Below are 16,852 nucleotides of genomic sequence, written 5' to 3'. Positions count from 1 at the left end.
ACTCCGCACCGCCTCCCGCCTCCCGCCTCCGCGTCATTGCGAGTCCGCGAAGCGGGCGAAGCAATCCAGCCGGCGCCTGCCGAGGCAGAACCTGGAGTGCCACGGCGTCTCCGCCGCCTCGCAATGACGGGTTGGGGCGGCCCACCGGGCGCGGCCTCACCCGGACAGGGCCGATGCATGGTCACGATAGCAAGGAAGGATCGACCCCCCGATGAAGATCGCGATCTACGGCGCCGGCGCCATCGGCGCGCATCTGGGCGCCATGCTGGCCCGCACCGAGCACGAGGTCTCGCTCATCGCCCGCGGCCCGCATTTGCAAGCGATGCAGGCGAACGGCCTCACCTTCCGTAGCGAGGCCGAAAGCTTCACCGTCCATCCCCGCGCCACCGACGATCCGGCCAGCCTGGGGCCACAGGACTATGTCATCGTCACGCTCAAGGCGCACCAGTCCGCCGGCGTCGTCGACCTCATGCAGCCACTGCTGGGGCCGCAAACTGCCGTCGTCACCTGCATGAACGGCGTGCCCTGGTGGTATTTCCACGGCCTCGGCGGCGCGCTGGAAGGCAAGACGCTGGAGACCGTCGATCCGGGCGCCAAGCAATGGCGCGACCTGGGGCCGGAGCGGGCCATCGGCTGCATCGTCTATCCGGCGACCGAGATCGTCGAGCCCGGCGTCTGCCAGCATATCGAGGGCAACACCTATTCGCTCGGCGAGCCGACGGGCGAGCGCACGGAGCGGGTGATGGCGCTCTCCAAGGCGCTGATCGCCGGCGGCCTGCGCGCGCCGGTGCGGACCGCCATCCGCGACGAGATCTGGGTGAAGCTCTGGGGCAATCTCTGCTTCAACCCGATCAGCGCGCTCACCCACGCCACCCTGGAGCAGATCGGCACCGACCCCGGCGTGCGCGAGGTGGTGGTCAAGCTGATGCAGGAAGGCCAGGCCGTCGGCGAGGCGCTGGGCGCCCGCTTCAAGGTGCCGCTCGAAAAGCGCATTGCCGGGGCTGTCGCCGTCGGCGCGCACAAGACCAGCATGTTGCAGGATCTGGAGCGCGGCCGGCCGATGGAGATCGACGCCCTCGTCACTGCCGTCGCCGAGCTCGGCGACATTGTCGGCGTCGATACCCCCATGCTGGACGCGGTTCTGGCCCTGGTGCAACTCCGCGGCAAGGTCGCCGGCCTCTACCCGACCCGCTGAGGGCGGGTTGCGGCGCGACTGCCGGGCAGAACCGGCCACTCTGGCCGTCGCCGCGAAAATCCGCTTGGATGGAGACACGCCACCCCTCACCGGAGCCAGCCCCCATGTCCCCCACCTGGCGCGAGCGCGCCCACATCCGCTTCGCCTGCGAGAAACGCCCCGCCACCGGCTCGCGCGGCATGGTCACCGCCAACAATCCGCTCGGCGCGCTCGCGGGCGCGGAGATGCTGGCGGCCGGCGGCAATGCGGTCGACGCCGCGGTCGCCACCCTGTTCACCCTCACCGTGGTCGAGCCGATGATGGTGGGCTTTTCCGGCGGCGGCATTTTCCACATCCGCACGCCGGCGGGCGAGCACGTCATCCTCGACAACCAGTCGAAGGCTCCGCTCGCCGCGCGCCCGGACCTGTTCGAGCCCGTCGCCGACACGCCGGACCGCCGGCTGGAAACCGTCGGCCGCAAGAACAGCGTCGGCGTGCTCGCCATGGCGACGCCCGGCAGCCTCGCCGGCTGGGCCGAGGCGCTGGCACGCTTCGGCACCTTCTCCCTCGCCGACGTGCTGGAGCCCGCCATCCGTCACGCCGCCCGCGGCTTTGCAGCCACCTCCTACCTGGCGGAATGCGTCGACGAGGCCGCCGAAGACATGGCCGCCTGCCCCGACCTTTCGGCGCTCTACCTGCCGGGCGGCGCGCCGATCCGGGCCGGCGAGCGCATCGTCCAGGGCAACTATGCGGAGACGCTGCGCACCCTGGCGAAGGAAGGCATCGGCGCCTTCTATGACGGCGCCATCGGCGGGGCGCTCACCGACCACATGGCGCGTGCCGGCGGCATCGTCTCCCCGGCCGATCTGGCCGACCGCGCGCCGATCCAGCGCGAGCCGATCCGCGGCCGGTATCGCGGCTACGAGATTATCGGCCCGCCGCCGCCGGCGGCCAGCGGCATCCACATCGCCCAGATGCTGCAAATCCTGGAAGGCTTCGACTTGGCCGGCATGGGCTTCGGCTCGCTGGAGGCGACGCATTTGCTGCTGGAGGCGCTGAAAATCGCCTTTGCCGACCGCGGCGCGTCTACCGCCGACCCCGCTTTCGTCGACGTGCCGGTGGCCCGCCTGCTCGACCCCGCCTATGCCGACGCCCGCCGGGCGCAGATCCGCCCGGACCGCACCCGGGACTGGGCGCCCGGCGTCAGCGCGCACGAGAGCGACCACACCACCCATCTGAACACGGCCGACGCCGACGGCTGGGTGGTGTCGACGACCCAGACCATCAACAGCCTGTTCGGCGCCCGCTTCATCATCCCCGGCACCGGCATTGTCGCCAACAACTACATGGCCCTGTTCGACCCGCATCCGGGCCGCGCCAACTCGGTCGCCCCCGGCAAGCGCGTCACCACCAGCATGAGCCCGATGATGGCCTGCCGCGACGGCCGGGTCCGCTATGCCCTGGGTCTGGTCGGCGGGTTGCGCATCTTTCCCTCGGCCATGCAGGCGCTGGTGAACCTGCTGGAACACGGCATGAGCCTGCAAGAAGCCGTCGAGGCGCCGCGGGTCTGGACCCAGGGCGAATCGGTGGAGGTGGAAGGCGGCTATGGCGAGGCGGTGCAGGCCGGCCTGAAAGGCTTCGGCCACGCGGTGGTGCCGTCGCCCTGCATTGGCGCCGGCATGAACGCCATCGCCATGGCCGAGGACGGCCTGCTCGCCGGCTCCGCCTGCTGGCGCGCCGACGGCACGGCCATCGGCATCGGCGGCGGCTATGCCCGCGAAGGCGTCCGCTACTGGCCGGAACGGCCGAAATTCTGAGCCGCTGCACCCAGGAGGAGGGGACAGAGCCGCTGTACCCCGGAGGGGGCGGAGCCGCCATCCGGGGCCGGTGTCTGCATCCGAACACCGCACCGTCCGTGTTCGCTCCTCGCAGCCGTCCCCGGATCGGCGCTCCGCACCGTCCGGGGTACACCCCTTTCCTGCCCCACTTCCCCTTCTCTTTCCCGCCCCACTTCCCCGTCTCTTTTCTTGCCCACCTCGCCTTCTCTCCCCACCTCGCCCGCGCAGGCGGGCGCCCATGCCTGAGCGTTTCCCACCACGTCCGGACTCTGTGATTCGGCCCGCAAACATCGGCTCCAGCGGCCGGCACGGGGCGGCGCAACACCGGTGGGCACCGCACAAAAAAACGCCCGCGCGAGGGGTTCACTCCCCCCGCGCGGGCGCTATGCCCGACCGTCGGTCCGGTCAGTTAGGGCGCTCTCGGTACTGGTTGACCCACTCTCCTGCCTCCCAATCTCCCGCGGAAGCGGGAGCCCATGCCTGAGAGCTTCTCACAAGACACGGACTCTGTATTGGTCTTTCAGGCATGGGCCCCCGCTTGCGCGAGGACAGGGAAGATGGGGGTGGTGGGCCAGCCGGAGAAGAACCCGCCCTAGTTCTTGATCGGGAACAGGCCCATGCGCTGGGCGCGGTTGGCGGCGCTCACCACGGCGCGCAGCGAGGCCTCGACGATGTTTTCGTGCCGGCCGATGCCGAACAGGGTGGTCTCGTCCGGGGCGCGCATCTCGACATAGGCATAGGCGGTGGTCTCCTTGCCGGTGCCGACCGCGTGCTCGCGATAGTCGACCACGTCCAGTTCGAAGCCGAAGCTCTTCTGCAACCCGTCGACGAAGGCGCTGATCGGGCCGTTGCCCTGGCCCGTGATCTCGCGCTCCTCGCCGAAGACGCGCAGCGTGGCCGACAGGTCGCGCTTGCCGCCCTCGCCCGGAACGGTCTGATAGCGCAGGAAGGTCAGCGGGCCGTTCTGGTCCAGATATTCCGCGCTGAACACCTCCCAGATCTGCGACGACGGCACTTCGTGCCCCTCGCGGTCGGTCAGTTGCTGGATCACCTTGGAGAACTCGATCTGCGCCCGCCGCGGCATGGCCACGCCGTGGTCGGTCTCCAGCAGATAGGCGATGCCGCCCTTGCCGGACTGGGAGTTGATGCGGATGATCGCCTCATAACTGCGGCCGACATCGGCCGGGTCCATGGGCAGATAGGGCACGTCCCACTGGTCGCCCTTTTTCTCCCGCACCTCTTTCATGCCCTTGTTGATCGCATCCTGGTGGCTGCCGCTGAAGGCGGTGAACACCAGTTCGCCCGCATAGGGATGGCGCGGGTGCACCGGCAGCTGGTTGCAGTATTCGACGGTGCGGATCAGTTCGTTGATGTCGTCGATCACCAGGCCCGGATCGACGCCCTGGGTGAACAGGTTCAGCGAGAGCGTGATGATATCGACATTGCCCGTGCGCTCGCCATTGCCGAACAGCGTGCCCTCGACCCGTTCGGCCCCGGCCATGACCGCCAGTTCGGTGGCGGCGACGGCGGTGCCGCGGTCGTTGTGCGGGTGCACCGACAGGATGATCGAGTCGCGATTCTTGATAGTGCGGCTGAACCATTCGATCTGGTCGGCATAGGTGTTCGGCGTCGCCATCTCGACCGTGGCCGGCAGGTTCAGGATCAGCCGGTTGTCCGGCGTCGGCTCCAGCACGTCCATCACCGCCTCGCAGATCTCGACCGCATAGGCCAGTTCGGTGCCGGTGAAGCTTTCCGGCGAATACTGGTAGCGGACCACGGTGTCGCCGGCGGCCCCGGCCTCGTGCAGTTCGCGCACCAGCCGGGCGGCCGAGGTGGCGATTTCGGTGATGCCGGCCTCGTCCATGCCGAACACGACCCGGCGCTGGGCCGTCGACGTGGAGTTGTAGAAGTGGACGATGGCGCTGGGGGCGCCCTTGATCGCGTCGAAGGTGCGGGTGATCAGCTCCGGCCGGCACTGGGTCAGCACCTGGATGGTGACGTCGTCCGGGATCAGCTTGTTGTCGATGATGTGGCGGACGAACTCGAAATCGGTGTCGGAGGCGGACGGGAAGCCGACCTCGATCTCCTTGAAGCCCATTTTCAACAGGGCGTTCCAGAACCGCATCTTGCGGTCGGTGCCCATGGGCTCGACCAGGGCCTGGTTGCCGTCGCGCAGGTCGACGCTGCACCAGGTCGGCGGCGCGGTGATGGTCTTGGACGGCCAGGTGCGGTCGCTGAAATCGACCGGGATATAGGGGTAGGCGTAGGCTTTGTACTTGTCGGAAGCGATGGCGTGCATGACGCGCGGGTCTCCGTTTGGGGGCGCCGGCCCGGAAAGGGGTGCGGGGCAAGCGGCGCGGTCGGGTCAGGTCAGAAAGGGGTGCGGCAAGCTCATGGCCGCCGGGGCCGCGCGTCCGTCAGGACGCCATCCGACGGCCGCCGCTAAGTCGCAGGGTGCGAAAACCGGGAATTTCAGACATGGGGAGGAACCGAAGCGGTTAGACCAGGAACGTGCTCAACACTTAAACCCCGACACTCAGAGGAGCGCCGGGCCGATAAGGAGCAGCAGGAGGCCGAATTGCTTGGTCATGGCAGGAAATATGGGTCAGAGCGCCGGGCAAGTCAACGCCCCAGTTGCCACGCCCTACTCCGCCGCCTGCGCGGCGCTGTTCGAGCCCATCAGGGCGGAGAGCGCCTCCAGCAGCCGGTCGATGTCGGCGCGGCTGTGCTGCGGGCTCGGCACCAGGCGCATGCGCTCGGTGCCCTTGGGCACGGTCGGGTAGTTGATCGGCTGCACATAGATGCCGTACTCGGCCATCAGCCGGTCGCAGAGCGCCTTGCAACGCACCGGATCGCCGACCCGCACCGGCACGATATGGCTCGGCGACGGCATCAGCGGCAGGCCGCGCTCGACCAGGCCGGCCTTCAGATAGGCGGCGTTGGCGTGCAGCGCCTCGCGCTCGGCCCCGCTGGCGCGCACATGGCGGATGCTGGCGATGGCGCCGGCGGCGATCACCGGCGAGATCGAGGTGGTGAAAATGAAATTGGAGGCGAAGCTGCGCACCACGTCGCAAATCCGGGCCGAGGCCGCGATATAGCCGCCCATGACGCCGAACGCCTTGGCGAGCGTGCCGGAAATGACGTCGACGCGCCCCACCACCGCGTCGCGCTCCACCACGCCGGCGCCGCTGTCGCCATAGAGGCCGACGCCGTGCACCTCGTCGATATAGGTGATGGCGTTGTATTTCTCGGCCAGGTCGCAGATTTCGGCGATGGGTCCGAAATCGCCGTCCATGGAATAGACGCTTTCGAAGGCGATCAGCTTCGGCCGCTCCAGCGGCTGCGCCGCCAGCAGGTCTTCGAGATGGGCGAGGTCATTGTGGCGGAACACCACCCGCTCGCAGCGCGCGGTCTTGATGCCGTCGATCATCGAGGCATGGTTGAAGGCGTCCGAGAGGATCAGGCAGTCCGGCAGCAACCGGCCGAGCGTGCCCAGCGCCGCCTCGTTCGCCACATAGCCGGACGTGCAGACCAGGGCGGCCTCGGTGCCGTGCAGGGCCGCCAGCTCGCGCTCCAGCTCCACATGATAGGCGGTGGTGCCGGCGATGTTGCGGGTGCCGCCGGAGCCGGCGCCGACCGAATCCAGTGCCTCGTGCATGGCCGCCAGCACGGCGGGATGCTGCGCCATGGCGAGATAGTCGTTGGAGCACCAGACGGTGATCGGCTGGTCGCCCGCGCCGGTGCGGCGCACGCCGTTCGGGAAATTGCCACGCTGGCGCAGGATTTCGGCGAAGGTGCGGTAATTGCCCTCCGCCTTCAGGTCGTGCAGCAGACCGTCGAAATGCGCGTCGTAGTTCATCCGTTCCGTCCCAGGCTGCAAGGTATTGGCATCGCCGAGCTCCGGCCGGACAGGCGAGCGGAACTCCTTCAAGGCATTGATATGCTACCATGGCTGGTATGGCGCCACCAATCACCTTGGCGCGCGCTGATTTGGAGCATCCCCGGCGGCCTCGACCCGCCCGACCCGACCCGCCGGCCTCGACCCGCCGGCCCCGAAACGGCAAACAGGGCGCCCCCTGTGTGGTGGGGGGACGCCCTGTCGGGTGGTGCCGCGCCCTTGCGGGGCGCGACGCCGGCGGAGCGGATGGGCTCCTACTCGTTGATCGTGATGATCCCCGTGGGGGCGTCGATGTTGAGATGCACCGCCTCGCCCTTCCAGTTGCCGGTCGCGGCGACCTTCTGCCCGTGCTGGGCGATCACCTTCGGGTCGCCGAAGCCAATCTCCTGCAACTGATGCTCGATTTCCCCGAAGCTCATGCCATAGGTCGGCGCAATGGCGATGCCCGTGCGGTTGGCATGGGTGCTGACCTCGCCGGTCTCGGCATCGACCTTGAGATTGTAGGGGTGTCCGTCGCGCTCGGCCGCGGCACGGTAAACATTGCCGGCCATCGTGACGCTATGCACGTTCGTGTAGCCCTTCGCGGCCAGGGCGGCGACAAAGTCTTCCTGCCCCATGCCCGGCTCCACATTGAGCATCTCCACGCCGCCGCCGCCAACGTCGTGGATTTCACCCAGCATGCGGTTGATGCGCAAGGACACCGGCTGGCCGTCCCATTCGGCCGAGGCCGTGTAGATGTTGCCGCTGTAGCGAACATCGTTGATGTTCTTGTAGCCAAGCGATTGCAACTGCGCCGTGATCTCGGGCGCGCTGGAGGTGTTGTCGTAGTTCGGAAGCATATCCGGACGCTCGGACATTGCCGCGAAGGCGAGGCTTGCGCTGAGAACCGCGGCTGAAGCGATGGTGATAATACGAAACACAGTTTATCTCCTCATGAATACTTTAACAGTATTTTGGCATAACGCCAATCTGTCGCGTATTCACTTCCGTTTGCTGACACGGCTCAAATAATTACCGGACAATTTTGTTCTAATCACAAAAAAGTGATAGGCGCCGATTCTCGCCAAAAAGTTCGAAACCATCCGAAACGAAGCCGCGGCCGCGCAATGATTGCGCGGCCGCGGCAGAATCGGACCAGAAATTACCCGGATATCAGCGCGTCATTCGGCACCCTTTCCGATTGCGCACTCCGGTACCATCGAGCCCCAAGCCTCAGCCGACAAGGCGGAAATAGGGCAGGACGAAGCCGTCTGCGGCGTCCGCGAACACCGCCTCCACCGGCAGGCCGAGTTTCAGGTCGTCGAGCTTCGCGCCGACCAGTTGGCTTTGCATGCGCACCCCTTCCTCCAGGTCGACGGTGACGAGGATGTAGGGCACCTCCGCCTTGAAGCCGATGTGGAACGGGTGGTGCGTCTCGGTCCAGCTATAGAGCGTGCCGCGGCCGCTGGCCTCGGTCCAGTCGCTCTCCATGGAATAGCAGGCATCGCAGACCGGCCGCGGATAGTGGCGCTTCTTGCCGCAATTGCGACAGGTCTGGAGCAGGATGCGGCGGTCTTTCAATCCCTCCCAGAACGGCTGGGAATCGATCGACGGCTGCGGCAGCGGCTTGGCAAAGGCCTCGGTCATGGCTCAGGCCCCTTTCTGCATGATGGCGATGGAGCCGTCGCCGAGATCGCCATAGCCGGTGACGAGGCCGATCTGGGCATTCTCCACCTGGGCGCGCCCGCCCTCGCCGCGCAACTGGCGCACCAGTTCGTAAATGTGGTTCATGCCGGCAATGTGCGCCTGGCTCAGCAGGCCGCCATGGGTGTTGACCGGCAGGTCGCCGCCCAGGCGGATGCGGCCGCCCTCGACGAAGGCGCCGCCCTCGCCTTTTTTGCAGAAGCCCATGTCCTCGATCTCGGCAATCACCGTGAAGGTGAAGCAGTCGTAGATCTGGGCGACGTCGATATCCTTGTGGCTCACCCCCGCCATGGCGAAGGCCCGGGGCGCCGCCTTGGCCAGGCCCAGCGTGGTGATGTCGTGGCGCTGGGTGATGGTGCTGGGCGAATCCGGATGGCCCTCGGCCACGCCGATGATGCGCACCGGCGCACGCGTGTCGCGGGCGGCGTCGGCCGCGCTCACCACCACGGCACAGGCGCCGTCGCTCTCCAGCGAGCAGTCGAACAGCCGGAACGGGTCGGAGATCACCCGGCTGGCGTGGTGGTCCTCCAGCGTCAGCGGCTTCTGCATGATGGCGTTGTCGTTCAGGATGGCATGGTTGCGCATGGCGATGGCCACCTCGGCGAACTGGTCCGCGGTGGTGCCGTAGAGTTCCATGTGGCGGCGGGCCATGGGCGCGTAGAGCTGCGCCGGCGCGATGGCGCCCACCGGGTTTTCGAACTCGCCGACAATGCGGAATTGCGGCATGGCGCCGAGGCGCGTCGCCACCCGCGAATCGGAATAGCCGCGCCGGCCCAGCACCAGCAGCACGTGACGGCAGACGCCGGCGGCGATGGCCGCGGCGGCGGCCTGCAACGCGGCGACGGCGCTGGCCCCGCCCATGGGCGTCTGGGCGGAGAAGCGAATGTCCTCCAGGCCCAGATTGGTCATCACCTCTTCCGCGACCGGCCCGAGCGCGTAGGGAATGATGCCGTCGATCTGGTTCGGCGACAGGCCGGCGTCGGCGATGGCGCGCAGCGACGCCTCGCACATCAGGCCGATGGAGCTTTTGTCGGTGCCCCGGGTGTAGGCGGTCTCACCGATGCCGGTGACGGCCGCCTTGCCGTTCAATGTCTCTGCCATGGGCGGGTCCTCGCGCGCGTTTGGTGCTGGCGTTCGGCGGAAGTGTAGCGGCAGCGCCGGGCGGAGGGGAAGCCCCGTGGCGGGGCGCGGCCACGCCGCTATACTGGCGCCAAAGCCAACGCCCGCCCGCCCGCGCTCACCATTGCCCGGCGCGGCGAACGGGCCGATCAGAGGAAACCCCGTCGCCATGAATCCGCTCCAAACCCCGATCTGCCGCGACCTCGGCATCGCCCACCCCGTCTTCCAGGCCGGCATGGGCTGGGTCGCGCGTGCGGCCCTGGCCGCGGCGGTCTCCGAAGCCGGCGGCCTCGGCGTCGTCGGCGCCGGCTCGTCCTCCTCCGCCGACGAGTTGCGCGCGGAAATCCGCGGCGTGAAGGCCCGCACCGACAAGCCGTTCGGCGTCGACATCCTGTTCGCCACCATCCGCGCCGAGGGCGAGGCCGTCGCCCGCTACACCGACCAGGTGCAGGCGATGATCGAGGTGGTCCTCGACGAGCGCGTGCCGGTGCTGATCTCCGGCCTCGGCAGCCCCAAGGACGCGGTCGGCCCGGCCCACGACCGCGGCATCTATGTCATGAGCGTGGTCGGCGCGGTCCGCCATGCGCAGAAGGCGGTGGCGGACGGCGTGGATGCGGTGATCGCCACCGGCTCCGACGGCGGCGGCCATGTGGGGTCGGTCGGCACTGCGGCCCTGATCCCGGCGGTGGTGGATGCGGTGAGCGTGCCGGTGCTGGCGGGCGGCGGCCTAGCCGACGGCCGCGGCCTGGTGGCGGCGCTGGCGTTCGGCGCCCAGGGCGTCTGGATGGGCACCCGCTTCATCGCCACGGCGGAGGCGCGAGCGCACCAGAACTACAAGGACAAGATCGGCGCCACCGATACCGCCGGGACGGTCGTCACCCGCGCGCATTCCGGCAAGACCTGCCGGCTGATCCGCAACCATTACACCGAGGCCTGGGTCGGGCGCGAGGACGAGATCCTGCCCTTCCCGCTGCAAGGCCTGAAATACGGCCATCCCGCCAGCGAGCGGGGGCGGTTGCAGGGCGATGTCGAAAACGGCGTGCTTCCGGCGGGCCAAAGCGCCGGCCTGATCTTCGACTCGCCGCCCGCCGGCGATATCGTCCGCCGCATTGTCGGCGAGGCGGAAGCCGCGCTCGGACGCCTTGCCGGCTGACGCCCGGCCGCCCGCGACGCGCACCTTGACCGCGGCGGGCGGAGCCGTGATCTTACGGCGAAAGTTGTACGGAGCTTTGGGAAGGACCCTCCCCCGATGCGTTTCGGTGTGTTTTACGAACTGCAATTGCCCCGCCCCTGGAACGACGGCGACGAACACCGCCTGTTCAAGGAGGCGCTGGAACAGATCATCCTGGCCGACGAACTCGGCTTCGATTACGCCTGGGAGGTGGAGCATCACTTTCTCGACGAATACTCCCATTCCAGCGCGCCGGAAGTGCTGCTGGCCGCCGCCGCCAGCCGGACCCAGCGCATTCGCCTCGGCCACGGCATCAAGCAGGTGATCCCGAACTACAACCATCCGGCCCGCTCGGCCGAATGCCTGGCGACGCTGGACCTGCTCTCCGACGGCCGGGTCGATTTCGGCATCGGCGAGGGGGCGACGCGCCTGGAACTGGGCGCGTTCGGCATCCAGGCCAAGACCAAGCGCGCCCACGCGCTGGAGGCGGCGGAGCAGATCTGCAACATGCTGGCGCTGGAGCCCTATCCTGGCTACGAGGGCGACGGCTTCTCCATGCCGGCCCGCAACGTGCTGCCGAAGCCGTTGCAGAAGCCGCACCCGCCGCTCTGGATGGCCTGCACCAACCGCGACACCATCCGCATCGCCGCCAAGAATGGCATCGGCGCGCTCGCCTTCTCGTTCATCGACCCGGAAGAGGCCAAGACCTGGTCGGAGATTTATTACGGCATCATCAAGTCCGAGGAGTGCGTGCCGCTCGGCCGGTCGGTGAACCCGAACATCGCCGTCGTCTCGGCCTTCTCCATGCACGAGGACCGGGAAGAGGCGATCCGGCGCGGCAAGGACAATTTCGAGTTCTTCCGCTATTCCCAGCAAAAGCTGGTGGCCGAGGACTTCGTGCCCGGCCATTCCGACATGTGGAGCGACTTCCTGAAGGCCCGCGGCGACGCCACCGACCGGCTGATCGAGGCGGCGAAGGCGCGCGGCGAGTATGACAGCCAGGGCATCGGCACGCCGGACGACATGGTTCGCCACCTGCGCGGCCTGAGCGACTCCGGCGTCGACCAGGTGATCCTGATGCAGCAGGCCGGCCGCAACTCCAACCGCAACATCACCGAATCCATGCGCCTGTTCGCGGACAAGGTGATGCCGGTGTTCCAGGCGGAAGTGGCCGAGCGCGAGGCGAAAAAGGCCAAGGAACTGGCGCCCTATATCGAGGCGGCGCTGGCGCGCAAGCCGATGATGCAGGCGCCGTCCAGGGCGGATACGCCGGTGGTCAGGGCAGCGGTCAAGGCCTCCATGCCCGGCCACGCCCGCCCGCAGGCGCAGGCTGCCGGAGACGATTGAGGGCGGCTGGAGACGATTGAGGGCGCGTCCCCGCCACTCCACCGCCCCCGTCCCGCACGTGATGCGGGACCCATGCCTGAGACTTCCCGACAAAGTCCGGACTCGAAAAGACACTCTCAGGCATGGGCTCCCGCCTCCGCGGGAGAAGGGGGTTGGAAGATGCCAGGGCCGCCCAGCCGTCTCCCCGTTCTACTCTCTCCACGGCCCCACCACACCCCGCTTCACCCCGAGTAGGCCCGGACGCAGTCCGGGGCGTATCGAGGGGCGGGCGCCAGCCTTGGAGCCCCGTCCCTCGATACGGGCCTCCGGCCCTACTCAGGATGAAAGGCGCGGTGCGGGTGGCCGCTGCTGTCGAACGAGGGACAGCCGGGCGTCTCAGTCGTCGCCGTGCCCAGCCTGGCGCAACTCCGCCTCCAGCGCGACGCCGGCGGCGGCGCGGCTGCGGGCGAGGCCGGCGACCAGCACATACGCCACCGGGGTCAGGAACAGCGTGAAGGCGGCGGCCAGCCCCAGGCCGCCGAACACCACCCAGCCAATGGCCGCCCGCGCCTCCGCCCCCGGGCCGCCGCTCAGGATCAGCGGCAGGCCGGCCAGTACGGTCGAGGCCAGCGTCATGGCAATGGCGCGGATGCGCAGGCGCGAGGCCTCCAGCGCCGCCTCGGCCACGGCATAGCCGCGCTCGCGCAACTGGTCGGCGAACTCCACCAGCAGAATGCCGTTCTTGGCCATGATGCCGATCAGCATCAGCACGCCGATCTGGCTGTAGATGTTGACCGTCGTGCCGGTCAGCCAGAGCGCATAGATGGCAGCCGCGACGCCGAACGGCACCGTCACCATCACCACCGCCGCACTGGTCAGGCTCTCGAACTGCGCCACCAGCACCAGGAACACCACCACCAGCGCGATGACATAGGTCACGGTCAGCGCGTGCGAGGTCTCGTCCAGCGCCGCGGCCTCGCCCAGCAACAGCAGGCCGATACCGGGCGGCAGGCTCTCGCGCGCCAGGCCTTGCACCAGGTCGACGGCGCCGCGCAAGGTCAGGTCCGGCGCGACCGCGGCGTCGATCTCGATGGCGCGGCGCTGGCCGTGCCGGTCCAGTTCCGCTGCCACCCCTTGCTCCGAGAAGGTCACCAGTTGCGAGAGCGGCACCAGGTGGCCCGCCTCCGCCCGCACATACAGGTTCAGCAGGTCCGCCGGGTCGCGCACCGTGCCGGCGGCCGACTGCAACAGGATCGGCACCGCCTGGTCGTCGATGGTGAGTTCGGCGATTTCATCCTCGTCGATCAACGCCCTGAGCGTCGCCGACAGCGCCGCCATCGGCACGCCCAGGTCCGAGGCTCGCTCGCGGTCGATGGTGATGGAAAGCTGCGGCTGCGTCGCCTGATACTGCACCCGAATGGCGGAGAGGCCGGGCAGCGCCTCCATGCGGTCGGCAAAGGCAAAGGCAGCATCCGCAATCGCCGGATAGCTGGGCCCGGTCAGCGCCACGGTGATGCCGCCGTCGGAGCCGCGGCGCAGGCCCAGGCTGTTGCCGGAGGTGACGCGGGCATTGGCGCCGGCGAGCCGCGCCAGCTTCGGCCGCAGATCGCGCTCGATATCCGCCTGGGAAACGCTGCGCTCCGCCCACGGGATCAGGCGCGCGCCGATATAGCCGCGGTTCAGGTCGTACCAGCCGCTGACGGAATAGAGCCCCTCGGCCACGCCGCGTTCGACCCAGGGCCGCAGCATGGCCTCGACCCGCTCCACCTGCCGGTCGGTGTAAGCGAGGCCGGTGCCGTCCGGCCCTTGCAGGCGCACGGTGATCTGGCCCCGGTCTTCCGGCGGCACCAGCTCCTCGCCCAGATCGCCATAGACCAGGATGGAAGACGCGCCGGCGATGGCGGCGACGGTCACCACCACCAGCGGTGCCGCCAGCAGCGGCCGCAGCAGCGCCATATAGCGGCGGATCAGCCAGTGGCCGAACCGCCCCAAAAGGCCCGGCGTGCCACCCAGAGACGGCAGTTTCGAGGCGATCATCGGGCAGACCGACAGCGCGACGAAGGACGAGAGCGCAACCGTGATCGCCAGCACGAAGCCGAATTCCGCGAACAGGCGCCCGGCGTCGCTCGGCAGGAAGGAGATCGGGATGAACACGGCGATGAGGGTCACCGTGGTGGCGATCACCGCGAAGAACACCTGGCGCGTGCCCACCACCGCGGCGGCCATGCGGCCCATGCCGTCGGCGCGGCGGCTCTGGATGTTCTCGGCGACGACGATGGCGTCATCGACGACGATGCCGGTCGCCAGCACCAGCGCCAGCAGCGTGATCAGGTTGACCGAAAAGCCCAGCAGCCAGATCGCCGCCATGGCGCCGATCAGGGCGATGGGAATGGCGACGGCCGGAATCATGGTCGCGCCCAGCCGCCCCAGGAACAGCCAGATCACGGCGACAACGATCACCAGCGCCAGCACCAGCGTATAGACCACCTCGCCGATGGCGCCGCGGATGAAGACGGCGTCGTCGCCCGTGACCGCAAAATGCAGGTCGGGGAAGCGCTGTTCCAGCCTGGCGAGGGTCGCCTGCACGTCGTCGGAAATGGCGACCGTGTTCGACTGCGCCTGGCGGACAATGCCGACGCTGACAATCGTGCGCCCGTCGCGCCTCGCCATGCTCTCCGGCGTTTGCAGGCCGAAATAGACGTCCGCCACATCGCCGAGGCGGACCGGCCCGCGGACTCGCAATTGCTGGATCCGGCCGGGCTCGGCCACGGTGGCGTCGGCGCGGACCAGCACTTCCGTCTGGCCGGCGGCAAAGCTGCCGACCGGCACGTCGAACTGGGCCGCGGCCAGCACGTCGGCGACCTCGCCGATGGAGAGACCATAGGCCGCCAGCCGTTCCGGCCGCACCTCGACCCGGACCACCCGCAGGCGCGAGCCGAACACCACCACGTCGGCGACGCCGTCGACCGCGGTCAGTTCCGGCACGATCTCGTCGTCGACGCGGCGGCTCAATTCATCGATGGCGTCGCGGTCGCTCCAGACGGCGATGCGCATGATCGGCCAGGCGTCCTGTTCGGCCTTGACCACGAACAGGTCCTTCACCCCGTCGGGCAATTGCGGCGCGACGCGCGCCACCGCCTCGCGCACGTCGTTGGCGGCGTCGGCCAGGTCGCGGTCGGGACGGAATTCCACGCGCATGCGGAAATTGCCCTCTTCCGACGAGGACTGCACCGCGACGACGCCGGCAACCCGCGCCACCGCGCCTTCCACCGCCGCCGTCACCTCCGCATCGACCGTGGTCGGCGAGGCGCCGGGATAGTTGGCGCGGATCGAGACCAGGGGCCGGTCGATATCCGGCAGTTCGCGCACCTCGACCCCGAACAGGGCGGCGATGCCGGCGATGACGATCATCAGGTTCATCACCGCTGCCAGCCAGGGCCGGCGAACGCTGAGGCCGGGCAGACCGCCGCTGTTGCCGCCGCCCCTCACCCGGTCCCGTCCGTCGCTTTCAACACCGTGACCGCGCGGCCGGGGTGCAGGCGCTGGGTGCCCTCCACCACCACCGCATCGCCCGCGGCCAGCGGGCCGTCCACCAGCACCGCGCCCTCGCGCCGGCGCACCAGCCGCACCTCGACCTTTTCCGCCTTGCCGTCGCGCACGCGCCAGACGTGCAGGGCGCCATGGCCGAACTGCAAGGCCAGTTCCGGCACCAGGGGGTAACGGTCGCCCGGCAATTCCAGGCGCACCGCGAACGAGGCGCCCGGGCGCAGCCGGTCGTCGGGGTTGGGGATGGCGACCCGCACCTTCACGCTGCGGCTGCTGGCGACGATGCGGCTGTCAATGGCCGCCACATGCCCCTCGAACCGCGCGTTCGGCACCGCGGGGGTGGTGGCGCTGACCGCCAGACCCGCGTGCACGCGGGCGAGCAGGGCTTCCGGCAGGTCGAATTCCACCAGGATGACGCTGCGGTCGTCGAAACTGGCCACGGCGATAGCGTTGTCGACCCAGGCGCCCAGTTCGACGCTGGGCAGGCCGGCAACGCCGTCGAAGGGCGCGCGCAGCACATGATCGGCCAGGGCCTCTTCGGCCCGGCCCAGTTCGATGGCGGCGATTTCGCTGGCGGTGCGGGCCTCGTCCAGGCTGGCGGTGGTGGCGGCACCGCGGCCCTTCAACTGGATCATCCGCGCCAGCGTGCGCCGGGCCTCGGCGAGGCGCGTCTTGGCGAGGTCGACCAGCAGGCGTTCCTCGGTATCGGCGATGCGCAACAGTTCGTCGCCCGCGCGAAACCGCTGGCCGGCCGCGAGCGGCATGGCCGCGATGCGGCCCTCGGCTTCCGCGCGCAGCATGACCGAGCGATTGGCCCGGCCGGTGCCGACCGCTTCCAGCACCAGACGGTCGTCGGCGACCGTTGTCGGCGCGACGATCACGGGCACGCCGCGCGGGGGTTTGCCCTTGCCTTCGGCCAGCGCGGCCTTGTCGCCGCCAAGCGCCGCCAGCACCGCGTCCTGCCCATACCACGCGCCGGCCGCCAGCGCGACCAGCAGCACGGCCAACACCGATTGTCTCAACAGGCTCCAGGGACGGGGCAAGCGCAACACCTCACGGGCGAATGGCCCCGGCTACCGACGGGACCATTCGTTAGA

Annotated in this window: 11 protein-coding genes; 4 read left to right on the top strand and 7 right to left on the bottom strand. The window is 68.9% G+C overall.

Translation table 11 applies throughout. The features are described from left to right. The first annotated feature begins 211 nt into the window (after positions 1–211). Both H6844_19990 and ggt read left to right on the top strand, forming a co-directional pair. Positions 212–1,195 (top strand): 2-dehydropantoate 2-reductase, encoded by a 984-nt coding sequence (locus H6844_19990; protein MCB9931685.1) that lies wholly within the window; start codon positions 212–214, stop codon positions 1,193–1,195. 104 nt (positions 1,196–1,299) lie between these two features. Beyond that, entirely contained in the window at positions 1,300–2,991 is a 1,692-nt protein-coding gene (ggt, locus tag H6844_19985) for a gamma-glutamyltransferase (GenBank protein ID MCB9931684.1), read from the top strand. Positions 2,992–3,604: 613 nt separating this feature from the next. Here the strand turns inward: ggt and leuA are convergent. The 5 genes from leuA to H6844_19960 form a co-directional block, all read right to left on the bottom strand. Next, a complete protein-coding gene (leuA, locus tag H6844_19980; protein ID MCB9931683.1) occupies positions 3,605–5,311 on the bottom strand; it encodes a 2-isopropylmalate synthase in 1,707 nt (568 codons plus the stop codon). A gap of 345 nt (positions 5,312–5,656) precedes the next feature. Then, on the bottom strand, positions 5,657–6,871 hold the full coding sequence (hemA, locus tag H6844_19975; GenBank protein ID MCB9931682.1) for a 5-aminolevulinate synthase: 1,215 nt from the start codon (positions 6,869–6,871) through the stop codon (positions 5,657–5,659). 293 nt (positions 6,872–7,164) lie between these two features. Continuing rightward, the gene (locus H6844_19970) at positions 7,165–7,830 is read right to left on the bottom strand and encodes a PepSY domain-containing protein (GenBank protein ID MCB9931681.1); all 666 of its coding nucleotides are present in this window, start codon (positions 7,828–7,830) and stop codon (positions 7,165–7,167) included. 292 nt (positions 7,831–8,122) lie between these two features. Further along, positions 8,123–8,536: a Zn-ribbon domain-containing OB-fold protein gene (locus tag H6844_19965; protein MCB9931680.1), complete on the bottom strand. Its 414-nt coding sequence runs from the start codon at positions 8,534–8,536 to the stop codon at positions 8,123–8,125. A gap of 3 nt (positions 8,537–8,539) precedes the next feature. Next, positions 8,540–9,694, bottom strand: a complete 1,155-nt coding sequence (locus tag H6844_19960) for a thiolase family protein (protein MCB9931679.1) — start codon at positions 9,692–9,694, stop codon at positions 8,540–8,542. 187 nt (positions 9,695–9,881) lie between these two features. Between H6844_19960 and H6844_19955 the strand changes: the two genes are divergently transcribed. Together H6844_19955 and H6844_19950 are read left to right on the top strand one after the other, a co-directional pair. Continuing rightward, positions 9,882–10,865 (top strand): nitronate monooxygenase, encoded by a 984-nt coding sequence (locus tag H6844_19955; protein MCB9931678.1) that lies wholly within the window; start codon positions 9,882–9,884, stop codon positions 10,863–10,865. A gap of 96 nt (positions 10,866–10,961) precedes the next feature. Next, the gene (locus H6844_19950) at positions 10,962–12,230 is read left to right on the top strand and encodes an LLM class flavin-dependent oxidoreductase (protein MCB9931677.1); all 1,269 of its coding nucleotides are present in this window, start codon (positions 10,962–10,964) and stop codon (positions 12,228–12,230) included. A 375-nt stretch (positions 12,231–12,605) separates the two neighbouring features. Here H6844_19950 and H6844_19945 read toward each other — a convergent pair whose 3' ends face one another. After that, positions 12,606–15,629 (bottom strand): efflux RND transporter permease subunit, encoded by a 3,024-nt coding sequence (locus tag H6844_19945; protein ID MCB9931676.1) that lies wholly within the window; start codon positions 15,627–15,629, stop codon positions 12,606–12,608. Positions 15,630–15,694: 65 nt separating this feature from the next. Further along, positions 15,695–16,798: an efflux RND transporter periplasmic adaptor subunit gene (locus H6844_19940; GenBank protein ID MCB9931675.1), complete on the bottom strand. Its 1,104-nt coding sequence runs from the start codon at positions 16,796–16,798 to the stop codon at positions 15,695–15,697. Positions 16,799–16,852 lie beyond the last annotated feature (54 nt).

The organism is Alphaproteobacteria bacterium (assembly GCA_020638555.1).
In the GTDB taxonomy this organism is placed as follows: Bacteria; Pseudomonadota; Alphaproteobacteria; order Bin95; family Bin95; genus JACKII01.
The sequence above is the reverse complement of the archived record's forward strand: the minus strand, read 5'-3'. Positions and strand labels throughout refer to the sequence as shown.

Coding starts and splice junctions, on each gene's coding strand:
- H6844_19950 (MCB9931677.1), top strand. CDS start 10,962: ATGCGTTTCGGTGTGTTTTACGAACTGCAATTGCCCCGCCCCTGGAAC.
- H6844_19990 (MCB9931685.1), top strand. CDS start 212: ATGAAGATCGCGATCTACGGCGCCGGCGCCATCGGCGCGCATCTGGGC.
- ggt (MCB9931684.1), top strand. CDS start 1,300: ATGTCCCCCACCTGGCGCGAGCGCGCCCACATCCGCTTCGCCTGCGAG.
- H6844_19960 (MCB9931679.1), bottom strand. CDS start 9,694: ATGGCAGAGACATTGAACGGCAAGGCGGCCGTCACCGGCATCGGTGAG.
- H6844_19955 (MCB9931678.1), top strand. CDS start 9,882: ATGAATCCGCTCCAAACCCCGATCTGCCGCGACCTCGGCATCGCCCAC.
- leuA (MCB9931683.1), bottom strand. CDS start 5,311: ATGCACGCCATCGCTTCCGACAAGTACAAAGCCTACGCCTACCCCTAT.
- H6844_19945 (MCB9931676.1), bottom strand. CDS start 15,629: ATGAACCTGATGATCGTCATCGCCGGCATCGCCGCCCTGTTCGGGGTC.
- hemA (MCB9931682.1), bottom strand. CDS start 6,871: ATGAACTACGACGCGCATTTCGACGGTCTGCTGCACGACCTGAAGGCG.
- H6844_19965 (MCB9931680.1), bottom strand. CDS start 8,536: ATGACCGAGGCCTTTGCCAAGCCGCTGCCGCAGCCGTCGATCGATTCC.